The organism is Limisalsivibrio acetivorans, from assembly GCF_000421105.1.
GTDB lineage: Bacteria > Chrysiogenota > Deferribacteres > Deferribacterales > Geovibrionaceae > Limisalsivibrio > Limisalsivibrio acetivorans.
In genome coordinates this window covers 298,648-315,142 of the sequence record NZ_ATWF01000001.1, presented here as the reverse complement: position 1 = coordinate 315,142, position 16,495 = coordinate 298,648, and the positions used below count along the sequence as shown (strand labels likewise).

Sequence of the window (16,495 nt, the reverse complement as noted above, 5' to 3'; positions counted from 1 at the left end):
AAGCCCTTTTCGAACAATAGGATAAAACAGAATATATATAAAAAAAGGCGGACCCGAAGGTCCGCCTTTATAGTTTTATAAACGCTTATTAAGCGGTTTATTTGTCTTCTACGGAGCAGTCCATCTTCTCAGCAAGCTGTCTGTGGATGCTCATCCTTCTCTTAAGCTTCTTCGCTGCAATCTTGGCAAGCTCTTCAGCCTTTTCAGGATACATCTTCTTAACAACCTTGAATCGGTTCTCGGAGTTCATGAACTCCTCAAGCTCGATTGTGGGCTCCTTACTGTCGATGGTAAGCGGGTTCTCGCCAGCCTCAAGCTTCAGAGGATCGAAGCGGTAGAGGGGCCAGTAGCCTGCGTTAACAGCTCTCTTCTGAGCATCTACACCGGAGGTCATATCGATACCATGGGCGATACAGTGGCTGTATGCGATGATAACGGAAGGACCGTCGTACTTCTCTGCCTCGATGAATGCCTTGATACACTGGGCGGGGTTCGCAAGGGATACCTTGGCGACATAGATATGACCGTAGGTCATGGTGATCATGCCGAGGTCCTTCTTCTCGGGAACCTTACCGGAGAAGGCAAACTTAGCCGCAGCACCGATGGGGGTAGACTTGGAAGCCTGACCGCCGGTGTTGGAGTACACCTCTGTATCAAGAACGAGAACGTTTATGTTCTCTGTGGTAGCGAGTACGTGGTCAAGACCGCCGTAACCGATATCGTATGCCCATCCGTCACCGCCGAGTATCCATACGGACTTGGCAACGAGGTAGTCTGCAAGGCTCTCAAGGTTTCTTGCATCCTCGGAATCGATGGACTTAAGGATATCCTTAAGCTTTTCAACCCTTGCTCTCTGGGCCTCAATCTGAGCCTGCTCAACCTGCTCGGCGTTGAGAATCTCGTCGATGAGTGCGGCATCAAGCTGGTCCTTCATCTTTTCGATGAGCTCAACAGCGTTCTCCTTGAACTTGTCCACGGCGAGTCTCATACCATAGCCGAACTCTGCGTTATCCTCGAAGAGGGAGTTTGACCAGGTAGGTCCTCTGCCGTCATCCCTTACAGTGTAGGGCGTTGTGGGGAGGTTACCGCCGTAGATGGAGGAACATCCTGTGGCGTTTGCGATATAAGCCCTGTCACCGAAGAGCTGGGAAAGGAGCTTAACATAGGGGGTCTCACCGCAACCAGCACAAGCGCCGGAGAATTCAAAGAGATGGGGCGCAAACTGGCTACCCTTAAGGGTGGTAAGCTTGTATTTATCGAGGGGGAGCTCAGGGATGGTAAGGAAGAAGTCGAAGTTCTTCTTCTCTCTTTCTCTGATGTCCGCCTGATGTACCATGTTGATCGCCTTAACGCTGGGGTCTGTCTTACTCTTAGCGGGGCAGTTGTAAACACAAGCGCCGCAACCTGTACAGTCTTCGGGAGCGAGCTGTACGGTGAACTTCATGCCCTTGTACTCTTTGCCTCTGGCGTCGGAGGACTTGAACTCTGCAGGGGCCTTATCAAGAACAGCGGGATCGTAGATCTTGGTTCTGATAGAGGCGTGGGGGCATACGAAGGAACATATACCGCACTGGATACAGAGCTCTTCAACCCATTCGGGGGCGTTGATGGCGATGTTACGCTTCTCGTACTTCGCAGTGTCCGTGGGGAACGTGCCATCCACGGGGAGTTTGGAGACAGGCACTTCGTCACCTCTGTTGGCAACGAGAACGCTTGTAACCTCTTTAACGAAGTTTGAAGCATCGGGGTTGGTGGTGCACTCGTTCACAAGGGGGAAGGGAATGCAGTCATTCTCTTTAACGCCCATTGCGCCGACACCTGCGTAGTCAACCTCCTCAAGGAGAGTTTCACCAGCCTCAACAGCCTTAAGGTTCATGTTAACAACCTTGTCGCCATATCTGCCGTAGGACTTATGGATAGCGTCCTCAATGGCTTTTTTGGCTTCTGCAAAGGGGAGAATCTCAGACTCTTTGAAGAAAGCAGTCTGGAGGATAACGTTATATCTGGGTCCGAGGCCGATCTCGTTAGCCGCTTTAACAGCGTTGATAACAAGAACCTTGGCCTTCTTGCTTATTATCTGCTTCTGAACTACTTCGGGGATGTGCTCCCAAACCTCATCCTTGCCGTATTCGCTGTTGATGAGGAAGGTTCCGCCCACCTTGAGGAACTTGAGCATGTCGTACTTCTCAAGGAAGGAGAAGTTGTGGCATGCAACGAAGTCCGCTTCCTGGATAAGATAGGAGCTCTTGATGTCCTTCTTGCCGAAACGGAGGTGAGAGGTTGTCATGGAGCCTGCCTTCTTGGAGTCGTATACGAAGTAGGCCTGAACGTTGTTCTCTGTATTCTCGCCGATGATCTTGGCGGAGTTCTTGTTTGCACCAACCGTACCGTCGGAGCCGAGGCCGAAGAACATAGCATTGTAAACTTCGTCCTGGGGTGTGAGCCAGTTGGCGTCGTAGTCGAGACTGGTCTTGTTGAGATCGTCCTCAATACCTACGCTGAACTGGTTCATGGGCTCGTCTTTGTCGAGGTTGTCGAAACATGCCTTAACCATAGCGGGGGTGAACTCTTTGGAACCGAGACCGTAGCGGCCGCCAACGATTACAGGATAGCCGTCGAACTTGAATGTACCCTTCTGCATAGCTTCGCCTATGGCTGTACGAACATCGAGGTACATGGGCTCGCCAATGGAGCCGGGCTCTTTGGTTCTGTCGAGAACACACATCTTTTTAACTGTTTTGGGAAGAGCATCGATGAAAGCATCAAGGGGGAAGGGTCTGTAAAGCCTTACTTTAAGGATACCTACCTTCTCGCCCTGGGAAGTCATATGCTCAACCGCTTCCTCAGCAACATCCGCTCCTGAACCCATGATGATGACAACCTTCTCGGCATCAGGTGCACCAACATAGTCCATAAGCTTGTACTGCCTTCCTGTAAGTCCGGCGAATTTATCCATCTGCTCTTGTATTATGGCGGGGAAATCTGCGTAGTATTTGTTTACTGTCTCGCGGCTCTGGAAAAATACGTCCGGGTTTTGAGCAGTACCTTTGATGGTGGGGTGGTCAGGACTGAGAGATCTCTCTCTGTGCTTGCGCACAAGCTCGTCGTTAACCATGAACCTCATGTCTTCAATGGTAAGCTCTTCTGAAGTGCGTACTTCGTGGGATGTTCTGAAACCGTCGAAGTAATGGAGAACGGGGATCCTTCCCTCAAGCGTAGCGGCCTGGGAGATAAGAGCGAAGTCCATAACTTCCTGGGGGTTGTTGGAGCAGAGCATGCTCCAGCCAGTCTGACGGCACGCCATAACGTCTGAATGATCTCCGAAGATGGAAAGAGCGTGGGAAGCAAGCGCCCTCGCACTCACATGGAATACTGTGGGTGTAAGCTCACCAGCGATCTTGTACATATTGGGGATCATGAGAAGAAGTCCCTGAGATGCTGTGAAGGTGGTTGTGAGTGCGCCTGCGCTCAGAGCACCGTGTACAGCACCGGAAGCTCCGCCCTCGGACTGAAGCTCAACTACCTTGGGGATGGAGCCCCAGATATTGGCCTCGCCTTTAGCGGTTTTCTCATCCGCAATCTCTCCCATTACAGAGGAAGGTGTGATGGGATAGATCGCAATGACCTCATTCGTGGCGTGTGCAACATGAGCGGCGGCTGTGTTGCCGTCAATGTTGACCTTTCTGCGTGTAGCCATTATTCCTCCTTTAAAGAATGTTATACGGCATCTGCGACAATCTGAAATGAAACCCGGAATAGCAATTTTTGAAAATATCTAACTTTATAACAACTATTCTAAAACACGTCAACGCTTTTATATGGCGGACTCCAGTTAATTAAACGTATACATATTAACGCCTTATTAACCGTAACTAACGTTATAATTGATTTTACGCACAGTTGACGTATAATCCGAATATGGAAAATATCATCAGAAGCTTGGGGCGTTTCTTAATAAACATCGCAACCTTCTTTTATGACTACACCAAATTTACAACCAATGTTCTAAAGGTGGCATTGAAGCTGAAAATATTCAATCCTGCCATCAGTTTGGTGTTCATTCGACAGATATACTTCACCGGAGTGCAGATCCTGCCGATGTATTCCATCGTCTCCCTAGTTTTTGGAGTAATCCTCGTAGGCGGACTTACGCAGGGGATGGACATACTCGGTGCACCTGATCAGGTGAGCCGTATCATGGTGATCATAGTTCTTAAGGAGCTTGCACCCCTTGTCACCGGCATACTTCTGGCTCTGCGTTCCTCAACGGCTGTCATAGCCGAAATATCATTAATGAAGGTTCACAGGCAGATAGACACCCTCGAATCGCTGCGGATAGACCCCTACGAGTACCTCTATCTCCCCAGAATTGCATCCGGTCTGGTGAGCATGGTGATCCTTTCGACCTTCTTTGTGTGCATCACGGTTGTGGGTGGCTACCTTATCCTGAGCATCACTCAGGAGCTGTCCTTCGACTACATGATAACAAACATTTACGACAACCTCGATTTCAGAGATATGGTGGTATTCCTCATTAAGGTTTTTGTCATCGGCTACGTTATAATGTCCGTGCCCATCTTTACAGCCACACAGGTTAAAAACGCCATAACCGAGATTCCGGTAGCTCTTCTTCGGGGCATGATGCGCCTTTTTTATGCACTTATTATGGTTGAGCTCCTCGGGCTCCTTGCGGGGATATATCTATGAAGCCGAATACACTCATATTCTACGAAAGTATCGAAGAACGGGACAGGTGGCTCCATACCCTTGAGGAAAAGGCAGAGAATGTCCGTATCGGCATCGTTACAAACCACCTCCCACTTGTGGGCAACCTCTCGGTTTTTGAAAACGTGATCCTCCCCTCAAGCTATCATTTCGGCCTGAGCCAGAAGGAGGGGCGTAAGATGATAGATAGCGATCTGAGAAGGCTCGGCATCGAACACACCCTGGACCACCGCCCCGATCAGCTTGATGACTATCAGCGTTTCCTTGTGAAATATCTACAGGTGCGCTACCTGAGGCCCAGCTGGATTATTATCATAAGCCCCCGCAGGATGTACGCTGCTGAATACGAGGATAGGTTCAGAGAATTTTTACGTTGTGAAGAGCTTGATAATGCTGTTATTATTGATCATGTCAGTCACAGGGAGCTCTTTGACGAGCTTCTGCAATATAAGGAATCAGGATTTGATGAATGGCTCAAGGTAAATTTAGGCACCTAGAATTCAAGGTGGGCATATTTGTGCTTACGGCGTTGCTGCTTATAACAGTACTGCTTGTCACCTTCTTTATTAAGAAGCGCATCTTCGTGCCTAAGATAGAAGTGTATATAATGTCCGAATCGGGTGAAGGGGTCTCCAAGAGCATGCCCATCAAGTACGCCGGCTTTAATATATCAAAGGTATATGATGTTGAACTGCGGGATGACGGCATGGTTGTTCTGCACACCCGCATACCCAAGAAATACACCAAATGGATCAAGAAGGACTCCGAAGCAAAACTGACAAGCCAGAACGTTATCGGAAGCAACTACATTGTCTTCACAGGCGGCTCCGGCAAATATGGAGATATCGAAGAGGGGGAAACCTTCCACCTCATACGTGAAGGGGGCTTTCAGGAGATAGCGGAGCAGGCAAAGCCCGTTATTGAAGACCTTAAGAAGATCGTTGCCAATATCGCCAGCATCACCGAAACTGTAGAGAAACAGAACCAAAACCTCGAAAAATTCTTCGGCGGCCTCGGGGATGTAGGGGATGATCTCCACAATAAAACCGGCTCCGTAGGCTACCTTGTGCGAAGCGACTACCTCAAGAACGAGGTTACCGCAGTCATGAACCGTGTGGAGGATCTCCAGGAGAACATCCACGAGATATCACTTAAGCTCGATAAAACTGTTAGCGATGCAAACTCCACCGTAAGCAACGTGAACAGCAAGGTAAGCCGTACAGATGAAACCATAACACTGCTGAACAACGCTGTGGAATCGTTCCGTAAAGGTGTGGAGGCTATCCACGCCGCTGTGGAGAGTGCCCAGCCTGCCATAAACAATACAAACGAAGTTACCGGCGACATCGCCGAGAGTACCGATAACCTCACCGCTATCAGAGCCGAGGCGGACGAGATACTTCGCTCCACAAATATAATGCTGAATAACCTTCAGCAGAGATGGCCCTTTGATGACGGATCAAAGCCCGAAACCGATAAGAAGCTGAGGCTGCCGTGAAAAAACTGCTTGTCATATCCGCTGCTCTTTTTTTAATCGCATGCTCGGGCAAGAAGACATCACCCGAATACAACAGCGCCGTACATGAGTACAGCAGCTTTGTGGAACGCTATTTGAGAGGTAGCTTTAAGGCTGCGGACTTCGCTTTCTATAAATCGGTAGATGCCTTTGTCAGGCTCGATTCATTCTGCAACGCATCCAGAGTATATATAGGACGCTACGTCATAGAGGCGAAACGGGGTAAGGATGAGCTGCTCAATTCAGCGTCAAAGTATGCATCCCTCGACAACTGCACAGTGGAGGAGAGAATAATATCCTTCCTCTCCGGGGATAATGTAACCGGAGAGCTCCCCCAGCCCTACTCCGGCATAAAGGATCTTCATGCATCGAATCCCTCCCCTTTAGAGAGTTACGCATCCAAAGAGGACACCCCGCCGGAATCGGCGAGCAGAATATACAGAATGCTCGCCCGGCATTACACCGGTAAAGACACCAAAAAGGCAGAGGAGATGCTTGAATCAGCCCGCCGTATCGACAGCTACAACGGCTGGACATTGAACCTTTTTAGGGATAACATTCTATTGGCTGATATCTATGAGAAGGCAGGCAGGGATAATAAACACCTCCTCGAAAGAGCAAGGCTGCTGGAACTGAAACTGGATAATAATTAACCACCTACTGATTAATTATTAACCATCACACCTCCTCTTTTATAAACGGAGCAGCAGTTTTTTTCAGCTGTCTTCAGCCTGCATGACAGCCATTTCAGGCCGCATTTTTTTATGAACAGCTCATAAAAACGGCATTTCAGGTATAAACCGCAGTACCAGGGTGTATAAAGATAACGCTTAAGCGCCCTGCGGTTATGGAAAAACATATTTTGGCATTATGTTTGCATTAGTGTGTGAAGCGGAGGTAGACGTTGAAAAAAATCGAAGCAATCATCAAACCGTTCAAACTGGACGATGTTAAGGAAAAGCTTACCGAAGTCGGAATCCGGGGTATTACTATCTCCGAGGTTAAGGGTTTCGGACGGCAGAAAGGACACACAGAGCTCTACCGTGGAGCAGAGTACGTTATTGACTTCATACCCAAAATAAAGATCGAAGTCGTACTCCCCGATGAAATGGTGAGCCAGGCTGTGGATATTATTATGGAAACCGCAAAAACAGGCAGGATCGGCGACGGTAAAATATTCATAATGCCCATCGATGAGATTATCAGAATCAGAACAGGAGAAACGGGTGAAGAGGCTCTGTAATGAGCTTTTCCCCCAGAAATACACAGGAGGACTGAATGACCGCTAAAGAACTTATGCAGCTTGTTAAGGACCAGGGAATCAAGCTTATTGACCTTAGATTTGTAGATTTCCTCGGTACGTGGCAGCACACCACTGTACCCCAGCATCAGATCGATGAGGAAACAATAGAGGAAGGATTCGGATTTGACGGATCCTCAATCAGAGGATGGCAGCAGATCAACAATTCCGATATGATCCTGCTCCCCGATCCCGACTCAGCTTTTGTAGATCCTTACGCTGACATCCCCACACTCGCTATCATGTGTAATATCTACGACCCCATAAGCAAAGAGCCCTACACCAAAGACCCCAGAAACGTTGCTAAGAAAGCAATCGCATACCTTAACAGCACTGGTATCGCCGATACAGCATTCTTCGGCCCCGAAGCTGAGTTCTTTGTTTTCGACAACATACAGTACGACTACAGAAAGAACGAAGGTTTCTTCTTCTTCGACTCCGTAGAAGGCGACTGGAATACAGGTGCAGACGAAGGCCCCAACCTTGGCTACAAAGTTAGACCCAAGGAAGGATACTTCCCCTGCCCCCCCACTGATACACTTTACAACCTCCGTGGCGAGATGGTTATGATCATGGAAGAGCTTGGTCTCACCATCGAAAACAGCCACCACGAAGTTGCCTCCGGCGGACAGTGCGAGATCGATATGAGGTTCGCTCCCCTCGTAGAGCAGGCGGACAACCTTATGAAGTACAAGTACGTTGTTAAGAACACTGCCCGTGCATACGGCAAGGCTGCAACATTCATGCCCAAGCCCATGTTCGGCGACAACGGTACTGGAATGCACGTTCACCAGTCACTCTGGAAGGACGGACAGCCCCTCTTCGCTGGTGATGAGTACGCTGGCCTTAGTGAAATGGCTCTCTATTACATCGGCGGTATCATCAAGCACGCTCCCTCTATCGCAGCCTTCACAAACGCTGCCACTAACTCCTACAAGCGTCTTGTACCCGGTTTCGAAGCACCCGTTAGCCTTGCTTACAGCTCCAGAAACAGAAGTGCGTCCATCAGAATCCCGATGTACTCATCTTCCCCCAAGGCAAAGCGTGTTGAAATCCGCTTCCCCGACCCCGCTTGTAACCCCTACCTCGCCTTCACCGTTATGATGATGGCTGGTCTTGACGGAATCCAGAATAAGATCGATCCCGGCGAGCCCATGGACAAAAACCTCTATGACCTCGACCCCATCGAGCTTGCTAGCATTCCTCAGATGCCTACATCACTTAAGGAAGCTATCAACGCACTCGAAAAGGACCACGAATTCCTTCTTAAGGGCGACGTTTTCACTGAAGACGTTATCTCAAGCTGGATCGAGTGGAAGAGAGAAGAGGAGATCGCTCAGGTGGATATGAGACCTCACCCCTACGAGTTCCTTCTCTACTTCGATTCCTAAGCATAGGATTAATCAAAACAGTTCAAAGGGTGTCCTTCGGGGCACCCTTTTTTATTTGATAATACCTGCAGTGCGGGCTAAAATTCAGTATGATAAGAATAACAATTATATGCGATAACTATGTCGATATGCTTGGCCTCACAGCGGAGCACGGCTTTGCGGCCCTTGTGGAGAAGGACGGGCACTCCCTTCTTTTTGACACAGGACAGGGTAAAACCCTCCAGAACAACCTCTCGGAACTCGGCTTTGAGGGCAGAGTGTTCGACTCAGCGGTTATAACACACGGTCACTACGATCATGCAGGCGGTCTTGTTGAGGCTCTCAGGCAGGGTAAACCTCTGGCAAAAACCTTATACGCCCACGAGTATATATTCGATAACCACTGCCGAACAGAAAAAGATGGAAGCACAACCTTCATAGGTTTCGACAGCACACCCGAAGAGGTATCTAAGCTTTACCGTCTCTCACTTAACAGTGAAAAGACCGAGATCGCACCCGGATTCTACCTCTGCGGACAGATCCCCAGATACTACGATTTCGATGCGGATAAGCGACTGATTGCAGAGATAGACGGCGAAACCGTCAAAGACCCCTTCAGGGATGAACAGTTTCTTGCAGTTGAAGACAAAGGAAGGCTCGTTATCCTCACAGGATGCACCCACTCCGGCGTAATGAACCTTGTGGACCATGCACAGAAGCTCTTCCCCGGGAAAAGAATAACAAGCATCATAGGCGGCCTGCACCTCTTTAAAGCCAACGACGAGCAGATATCAGAGGCAATAGACTACCTCAAAGGGGAAGATATTGGCACAATACTCACCGGACATTGTACCGGTATTCCGGCCTATGCTAAGCTTAAACAGACCTTCTCAGATCGAGTTGAGATGACAAAGGTTGGGCTGGTGGCGGAGTTCTGATTTAATCTATGGGATTTACCATTAAATTTGGGAAATTCATCATCCTGAGAATTTCCCTGCCGCTTCGCTCGGCAAAGCCTTCGCTTCGCTTACTTCCGGCTTCGTCAGACCAGCAAAGCTGTTCTTCCTTTCGCCTACAGGGCTTCCATCCTTGGAAGCCAGACTGTTCCTATCCATGTATTTGGGAAATTCATCATCCTGAGAATTTCCCTGTCGCTTCGCTTACTTCCGGCTTCGTCAGACCAGCAAAGCTGTTCTTCCTTTCGCCTACAGGGCTTCCATCCATGGAAGCCTGTTGCGTATCAACCTTAATAATTATCTTTCAAATGGGTTTTTGAGGGGTGCGGGGAACTTTGTTCCCTAAAAAGTTCCCTGCGATCTTTTCCTTTCATGCTCTAATTAGAAATTAGCCACTAATTTATGTGTTTCGTGCTAAAGCACGCCATACTTTTGGCGCAAAAGTATGCAAAACCTTTCCCTCAAGGTTTTCCAGCCCCCATTGTTACTCATTTATATTCATAAATTCGTAAGTGATGGCGGTGCCCTCATTTCGCTCTTTTTCCACCTGAAGTTTTGCTGATGCTGAGGAGCGTAACCGCATATCATTCATGAATGTATTCAATATTTAAGATTACCTCGTCTATCACGTACGGCCAAAACTTCCGGGCGGTTCCAAATTTAATCTATGGAATTTACCATCCATGGAAATTCCATTGCCGCTTCGCTCAGCAAAGCCTTCGCTCCGCTTACTTCCGGCTTCGTGAATTGTGCAAAGCTCAATTCAGCTACGCCTACAGGGCTTTCATCCATGAAAGCCTGTTGAGTAGCAACCTTAATAGTTATCTAAAATGTGAGTTTTTGAGGGGTGCGGGGAACTTTGTTCCCTAAAAAGTTCCTTGCGATCTTTTCCTTCCATGCTCTAATTAGAAATAAGCCACTAATTTATGTGTTTCGTGCTAAAGCACGCCATACTTTTGGCGCAAAAGTATGCAAAACCTTTCCCTCAAGGTTTTCCAGCCCCCATTGTTACTCATTTATATTCATAAATTCGTAAGTGATGGCGGTGCCCTCATTTCACTCTTTTTCCACCTGAAGTTTTGCTGATGCTGAGGAGTGTAACCGCACTTCATACATTAAAGTGTTCGACATTTAATATTAACTCATCTGTCATATGCGGCCAAAACTTCCGGGCGGTTCCAAAAGAGTTCATTCGGCTGTAAAACATTCGGGGAAGATTAAGAGGGTTATTAGCTAAACAGAATATTGGCTACTAGTCACCTGCTTAACGAAAAACCGCTTCACGTCTCACGTTGTTTTCTCTTACGTGTAAACGTTGAAGCTACCGATTAAATCTATGGAATTTCCCGTCCATGGAAATTCCATTGTTGTTCGAGCTGGGGAACCCCGCTCTCTCGTACTTCCGGCTACATCAGATCAGCAGAGCTGTTCTTCCTTTCGCCTACAGGGCTTCCATCCTTGGAAGCCTGTTGCTTATCAACCTTAATAATTATCTTTCAAATGGGTTTTTGAGGGGTGCGGGGAACTTTGTTCCCTAAAAAGTTCCCTGCGATCTTAGCTTTACTAATCTATGGAATTTCCATGGATGGTAAATTACATAGATATATTAGAAATAAACTTTACCCACACCTTCCGGTTGCGTGGACCATCAAACTCGCAGAAGAAGATTCCTTGCCATGTTCCAAGGAGCATCTTTCCATCCTCGACCATTATAGTCTCACTGCAACCCACAAGGCTTGATTTAATGTGTGCATCGGAGTTCCCTTCCATGTGCGAAAAGCCCCAGTTTTTCGGGATCTTATTATTCAGGAAAGATGTTATATCGGCGGGCACATCGGGATCCGCATTCTCATTAACGGTGATCGCCGCTGTGGTGTGCGGTGTCCAGACGGCCAAAAGGCCGTCCTTCCACTCATTCTTTCTTATCAAACGCTTAAGCTCTTTTGTTATATCAATGAGCTGAGAGCGTGAGGATGTTTGAACTATTATTTCTGTCAAAACTTAACAACCTTCGCTTCCACGATTCCATCAACATCAATAAGATCCTTCAGGGCTTCATTGCTGACCTCGTTGTCAACAGATACGAATGATACAGCCATTCCCCCCTTCATACGGGAGAGCTCGAAGCCTGCGATGTTTATGCTGTGTTCGCCGAGAACGGTACCAACCCTTCCGACGATGCCGGGCTTGTCGTGGTTTTTGAAGTATATGTATGTACCTTCGGATACCATATCAAGGTAGAACTCATCGAAGACAACCACACGGCCGAGACCGTCGGGGAATACCGTTCCTCCGACAACCTTCTCCTCTTTGTCTGTGGTGGCCTTTATAACGAGAAGATCGTTGAACTTGCCGTAGCTGGATGTTCTTGTCTCCACAACATCAATGTTCCTGTCCTTCGCTATGAAGGATGCGTTTATGTATGAGACTGTCTCACGAACACTGTGCTCAAGGTATCCCCTTAGTGCGGCAACGGTGAAGGGCTGATAGTTGAAGGGGATATCGAAGGTACGTTCGAAAAAGTCCTCCTCGAACTTGGAGCCGACCATGGTGACCTCGATCTTCTCCACCCTTCCCTTGATAACCTGTGCAACAAGGTGCCCCATGTGCTCTATCATCTCGAAGTATTTCTGCATCTCTATGCTGAGCTGGGACTTCATAAAAGGTATGTTAACGGCATTCTCATAGGAACGTCCGTGCAGGGCGTTATCGATCTGCTCGCAGATAAGTATGGCAACATCCCGCTGACCTTCGCTTGTGTTTGCACCGATATGGGGGGTAACAAATATGTTATCAAGCTCAAGAAGTTTATGATCGCCAAGGGGCTCATTCATAAACACATCCACAGCAGCAGAAAAAACCTTGCCCGATTTAACAGAATCGTAGAGATCGTCCTCGTTAACAATCCCCCCTCTGGCGCAGTTAACGATAACGACATCATCCTTCATCTTGTCGATATGCTCTTTTGTGATCATGTTTTTGGTTTCGTCGGTGAGCGGAGTGTGGAAGGTGATAACATCCGCCTGCTCAAGGACTTCATCCAGGCTCTCACAAAGGGTAACCCCAAGGCCTTCCGCCCTGCTCTTCTTGATGTAGGGGTCAAAGGCGACGACCTTCATGCCGAAACTCTTGGAGCGGATAGCAACGTTTCCGCCTATCCTTCCGAGGCCGACAATACCGAGGGTTCTTCCGTAGAGCTGGATACCCATAAATTTTTTGCGGTTCCATTCCTTGTGCTTAACGGAGTTGTTTGCAGCCGGAATCTTACGCACAGCGGCGAGCATCATGCCCATTGTAAGCTCTGTGGCGGCGAGGGTATTTCCTGTGGGGGCATTCATTACAATGATCCCCTTCTTGCTTGCCGCCTCAATATCAACGTTGTCAAGACCCACACCAGCACGCCCGATTATCTTGAGCTTTCCGGGATTCTCAAGCAGATCCTCGGTAACTGTGGTTCCGCTGCGTGTTATAACTGCATCGTAGTTGCCGATAATCTGCTTAAGATCCTCGGCGTTGATGTCCGCTTTGATATCTACATTGATATCGCCGCTCTCCTCAAGGATTCGCACACCCTGTTCGGATATGTGTGCGGTGATGAGAACATCGAAATTTGCCATCTAGTTTTCTCTCCTCTGAGTTAAAAATGTTAAGAAAGTTTCCTTTTCCCCGCAAAAATACTGAAAGTAAGTGGACAGATTATCAAAACTGCTGGTAGTAAGCAATAGTATCCTTGAAAATCCGCAGGAACAATCTATAATACTGGGACAAATTTATTTTCGGAGTAATCAGATGGCATTTAACGATCTTCTAATAAGAACACTCGAAGGACAAAACAGCGGCAGACCCCCCATATGGCTCATGAGACAAGCTGGCAGATATATGGCGGAATACCGTGAGATAAGAAGCAGGGTAAGCTTCCTTGAGCTCTGCAAAACCCCCGAACTAGCCTGCGAGGTAACACTCCAGCCCATCGAGGCCTTCGGCCTTGATTCAGCCATCCTCTTTTCGGACATCCTCGTACCCATCGAACCGATGGGTGTGAACCTCGATTTCAAGCCCGCACCCTACATAGCAGACCCCGTCCGCACCCTTGCGGATGCCGAGCGCATGAAGGTTGTTAACCCGGCGGAGGATCTCAAGTTTATCATGGATGCCATCAAGCTTATGGTGAGCAAGCTGAACGTTCCGCTCATAGGCTTCTCCGGCGCACCCTTCACCCTTGCATGCTATATGATCGAAGGTGAAGGCTCCAAGAACTTCCTCGAAGTTAAAAAGATGATGCACAATGAGGAGAAGGCTTTCCGCATGCTCATGGAGAAGCTCGCCGAAAGCACAGCCGCATACCTTCAGGAGCAAGTCAAGAACGGCTGCCCCGTTGTTCAGATGTTCGACACATGGGCGGGAATCGTATCCCCCTATGAGTACGAGGAATTCATATACCCCTATGTTAAGCAGGTCGTGGACTCCGTAGAAGGGGCACATTTCATATACTTCGCCAAGGACAGCTCCTCATTCTACCCCGTTATCAAACAGCTTAACTGCTCCGCCCTCGGAGTGGACTGGAAGATAACCCTTGAGCAGGCGGACAAGGCTCTGGACAGCAAATTCACGCTCCAGGGGAACATGGATCCCGCCCTCCTCTTTGCGGACAAGGCGACGATCACGAAATACGCAGAAAAGATCCTCGCAGAGGGCAAAAACATCAAAGGGCATGTCTTCAACCTCGGCCACGGCATTATGCCGAAAACACCCGTTGAGAATGTTAAGCACCTTGTGGATCTTGTAAAATCCTCTGATTGACAATGAAGGATCTTCTATTTGCCATGTATATGGGAGGGCCGGACAGCATAGAGGCTATCCGCCCCTTCCTTAAAAACCTCTTTTCAGACCGGACTATCATCGACTTCAAGATCGGAACCGTCCCCCAGAATATCCTTGCGGGGATAATCGCAAAGAGCCGCTCCAGAAAGGTGGCCCCCCTTTACGAAAAGATGGGTGGTTCCTCCCCTCAGCTTAGGCATATGGACTCCGTTCTTAATAAGCTGAAGGAGCTGTATGCAAATACCAAGGGGCAAGAACTCGATGTTGAGATAGGGATGTGCTACTACCACCCCTATATAGAGGAGTCTCTGGAGAAACTGAACGGCAGGGAATACAACCGTGTATACCTGATGACCATGTATCCCCAGGCCTCCTATACAACCAGCGGCCTCTGTTTCAAGCGCTTCGATGAACACCTTCCAAAGGTTAACCTCAAAGGAAACTTTAAACGGATAGACCACTGGCATCTAAACAGGGATTACAACATCTGCCTTGTCAAACGCATAGAGGAAGCAGCCGAAAGACTGGGCAAGCCTGTACAGGAGTGCCACATACTCTTCTCCGCACACTCACTCCCCGAATACACTGTTAAGAAGGGGGATGTCTATACACGCCATTTGCGTGAGCAGATAGAATATATCACAGGGCTTCTTAAGACGGAGAAATACTCCGCCGCATTCCAGAGCAGAACCGGCCCCGTCAAGTGGCTGGGACCGGAGACGGACAAGGAGCTGGAAAGGATCTACGAGCTTAATATCGACAATATAATCGTGGTTCCCATATCTTTCGTTTCGGACCATATCGAAACTCTCATCGAGCTGGACGAAGAATACCTTGCAGACTTCAAAAACCGTGGTATGAATATTGTTCGAACGGAGAGCCTCAACGATTCGGATGATTTCGCCGAAGCTCTCCTGAGCGTTTTAGAAAACGTATAGGGAGACCTATGGAAAAACTGAAAACATTTCTGAACATGATAAAGGTGGAGCATACGCTCTTCGCCCTCCCCTTCGCCTTTACAGGGATGCTCCTTGCTGCGGACGGGCTCCCATCTGTAATGACCGTTGTATGGATATGCGTAGCCGTTCTCGGTGCACGCTCCGGCGCCATGGGCTTTAACAGGATTGCAGATGCCAAAATAGACGCCAAGAATCCCCGTACAGCTGGACGTGATATACCTTCGGGAAAGATAAGCATGGGTGAGGCAACGCTCTATACGGTGATAAGCTTCGGTGTATACCTCTTTGCCGCCTGGATGCTGAACCCGCTCTGTCTGATACTCTCACCCATACCGTTGTTGATATTTATCCTGTATTCCTACACAAAGAGGTTCACCGCCCTCTGCCACATCGTCCTAGGCGTCGCCCTCGGCATTGCTCCCATTGGTGCATGGGTCGCTGTTCGCGGTGATGTTAGCTTCGGAATAGTACTTTTGGGGCTTGGTGTAATGGCATGGGTGGCTGGCTTCGATATCATCTACGCATGTCAGGACATCGATTTTGATCGTAAAGAGGGACTCCACTCGATCCCACGCTATCTGGGCATTGAGGGTTCGCTTATCCTTGCCCGCATAATGCATATGGCGGCCTTTCTCCTCTTTCTTTATACAAAGTATTACTTCGGCCTTGGTTGGCTATATTTTGCGGGGATCCTCATATCCGGCGCCATCATGGTATACGAACACAGGCTCCTGAAACCTGAAGATCTTTCCAAACTCGGTATGGCTTTCTTCAACCTTAACGCTTACATTAGTCTTACAGTGTTCATCTTTACGGCACTGGACGTATTCTTCATATCCGGAGGTTAG

The 16,495-nt window shown here is 48.5% G+C and carries 15 protein-coding genes; 10 read left to right on the top strand and 5 right to left on the bottom strand.

Features of this window, described 5'->3' with window-relative positions; all coding sequences use genetic code 11:
- Positions 1–97: 97 nt before the first annotated feature.
- Positions 98–3,697, bottom strand: a complete 3,600-nt coding sequence (nifJ, locus tag K300_RS0101510) for a pyruvate:ferredoxin (flavodoxin) oxidoreductase (RefSeq protein WP_022849896.1) — start codon at positions 3,695–3,697, stop codon at positions 98–100.
- A 221-nt stretch (positions 3,698–3,918) separates the two neighbouring features.
- Between nifJ and K300_RS0101505 the strand changes: the two genes are divergently transcribed.
- The 7 genes from K300_RS0101505 to K300_RS0101470 all read left to right on the top strand — a co-directional run bounded on the left by K300_RS0101505 (position 3,919) and on the right by K300_RS0101470 (position 9,849).
- Entirely contained in the window at positions 3,919–4,707 is a 789-nt protein-coding gene (locus tag K300_RS0101505; protein WP_022849895.1) for an MlaE family ABC transporter permease, read from the top strand.
- Positions 4,704–5,222 carry a P-loop NTPase family protein gene (locus tag K300_RS0101500; protein WP_022849894.1) on the top strand — a complete coding sequence of 173 codons (519 nt, stop codon included), beginning with the start codon at positions 4,704–4,706 and terminating at the stop codon, positions 5,220–5,222. The genes K300_RS0101505 and K300_RS0101500 overlap by 4 nt, the downstream gene beginning before the upstream one ends.
- Before the next feature lie 20 nt (positions 5,223–5,242).
- On the top strand, positions 5,243–6,223 hold the full coding sequence (locus K300_RS0101495) for an MlaD family protein (RefSeq protein WP_026836232.1): 981 nt from the start codon (positions 5,243–5,245) through the stop codon (positions 6,221–6,223).
- On the top strand, positions 6,220–6,894 hold the full coding sequence (locus K300_RS0101490) for a hypothetical protein (RefSeq protein ID WP_022849892.1): 675 nt from the start codon (positions 6,220–6,222) through the stop codon (positions 6,892–6,894). The genes K300_RS0101495 and K300_RS0101490 overlap by 4 nt, the downstream gene beginning before the upstream one ends.
- A 251-nt stretch (positions 6,895–7,145) precedes the next feature.
- Complete coding sequence (locus K300_RS0101480; RefSeq protein WP_022849891.1) at positions 7,146–7,484, top strand: P-II family nitrogen regulator; 339 nt, start codon at positions 7,146–7,148, stop codon at positions 7,482–7,484.
- Between the two features lie 35 nt (positions 7,485–7,519).
- The gene (gene glnA, locus K300_RS0101475) at positions 7,520–8,932 is read left to right on the top strand and encodes a type I glutamate--ammonia ligase (protein ID WP_022849890.1); all 1,413 of its coding nucleotides are present in this window, start codon (positions 7,520–7,522) and stop codon (positions 8,930–8,932) included.
- Between the two features lie 89 nt (positions 8,933–9,021).
- Entirely contained in the window at positions 9,022–9,849 is an 828-nt protein-coding gene (locus K300_RS0101470; RefSeq protein WP_022849889.1) for an MBL fold metallo-hydrolase, read from the top strand.
- A gap of 39 nt (positions 9,850–9,888) precedes the next feature.
- Here the strand turns inward: K300_RS0101470 and K300_RS16650 are convergent, their stop codons facing one another.
- From K300_RS16650 to serA, 4 genes are all read right to left on the bottom strand, one after another.
- Positions 9,889–10,026 carry a hypothetical protein gene (locus tag K300_RS16650; protein WP_022849888.1) on the bottom strand — a complete coding sequence of 46 codons (138 nt, stop codon included), beginning with the start codon at positions 10,024–10,026 and terminating at the stop codon, positions 9,889–9,891.
- A gap of 501 nt (positions 10,027–10,527) precedes the next feature.
- A complete protein-coding gene (locus K300_RS17025; RefSeq protein ID WP_022849887.1) occupies positions 10,528–10,659 on the bottom strand; it encodes a hypothetical protein in 132 nt (43 codons plus the stop codon).
- An 801-nt stretch (positions 10,660–11,460) separates the two neighbouring features.
- A complete protein-coding gene (locus tag K300_RS0101455; RefSeq protein ID WP_022849886.1) occupies positions 11,461–11,865 on the bottom strand; it encodes a secondary thiamine-phosphate synthase enzyme YjbQ in 405 nt (134 codons plus the stop codon).
- A complete protein-coding gene (gene serA / locus K300_RS0101450; protein ID WP_022849885.1) occupies positions 11,862–13,484 on the bottom strand; it encodes a phosphoglycerate dehydrogenase in 1,623 nt (540 codons plus the stop codon). Before serA ends, K300_RS0101455 begins: the two co-directional genes overlap by 4 nt.
- Positions 13,485–13,656: 172 nt before the next feature.
- On the opposite strand from serA, the gene hemE reads away from it, so the two are divergent.
- Genes hemE through K300_RS0101435 form a run of 3 tightly spaced genes read left to right on the top strand, consistent with a single transcriptional unit; the run spans position 13,657 to position 16,495 of the window.
- The gene (gene hemE / locus K300_RS0101445; protein WP_022849884.1) at positions 13,657–14,667 is read left to right on the top strand and encodes a uroporphyrinogen decarboxylase; all 1,011 of its coding nucleotides are present in this window, start codon (positions 13,657–13,659) and stop codon (positions 14,665–14,667) included.
- 2 nt (positions 14,668–14,669) lie between these two features.
- On the top strand, positions 14,670–15,626 hold the full coding sequence (gene hemH, locus K300_RS0101440; protein ID WP_022849883.1) for a ferrochelatase: 957 nt from the start codon (positions 14,670–14,672) through the stop codon (positions 15,624–15,626).
- A gap of 8 nt (positions 15,627–15,634) precedes the next feature.
- Positions 15,635–16,495, top strand: a complete 861-nt coding sequence (locus K300_RS0101435) for a UbiA-like polyprenyltransferase (RefSeq protein WP_022849882.1) — start codon at positions 15,635–15,637, stop codon at positions 16,493–16,495.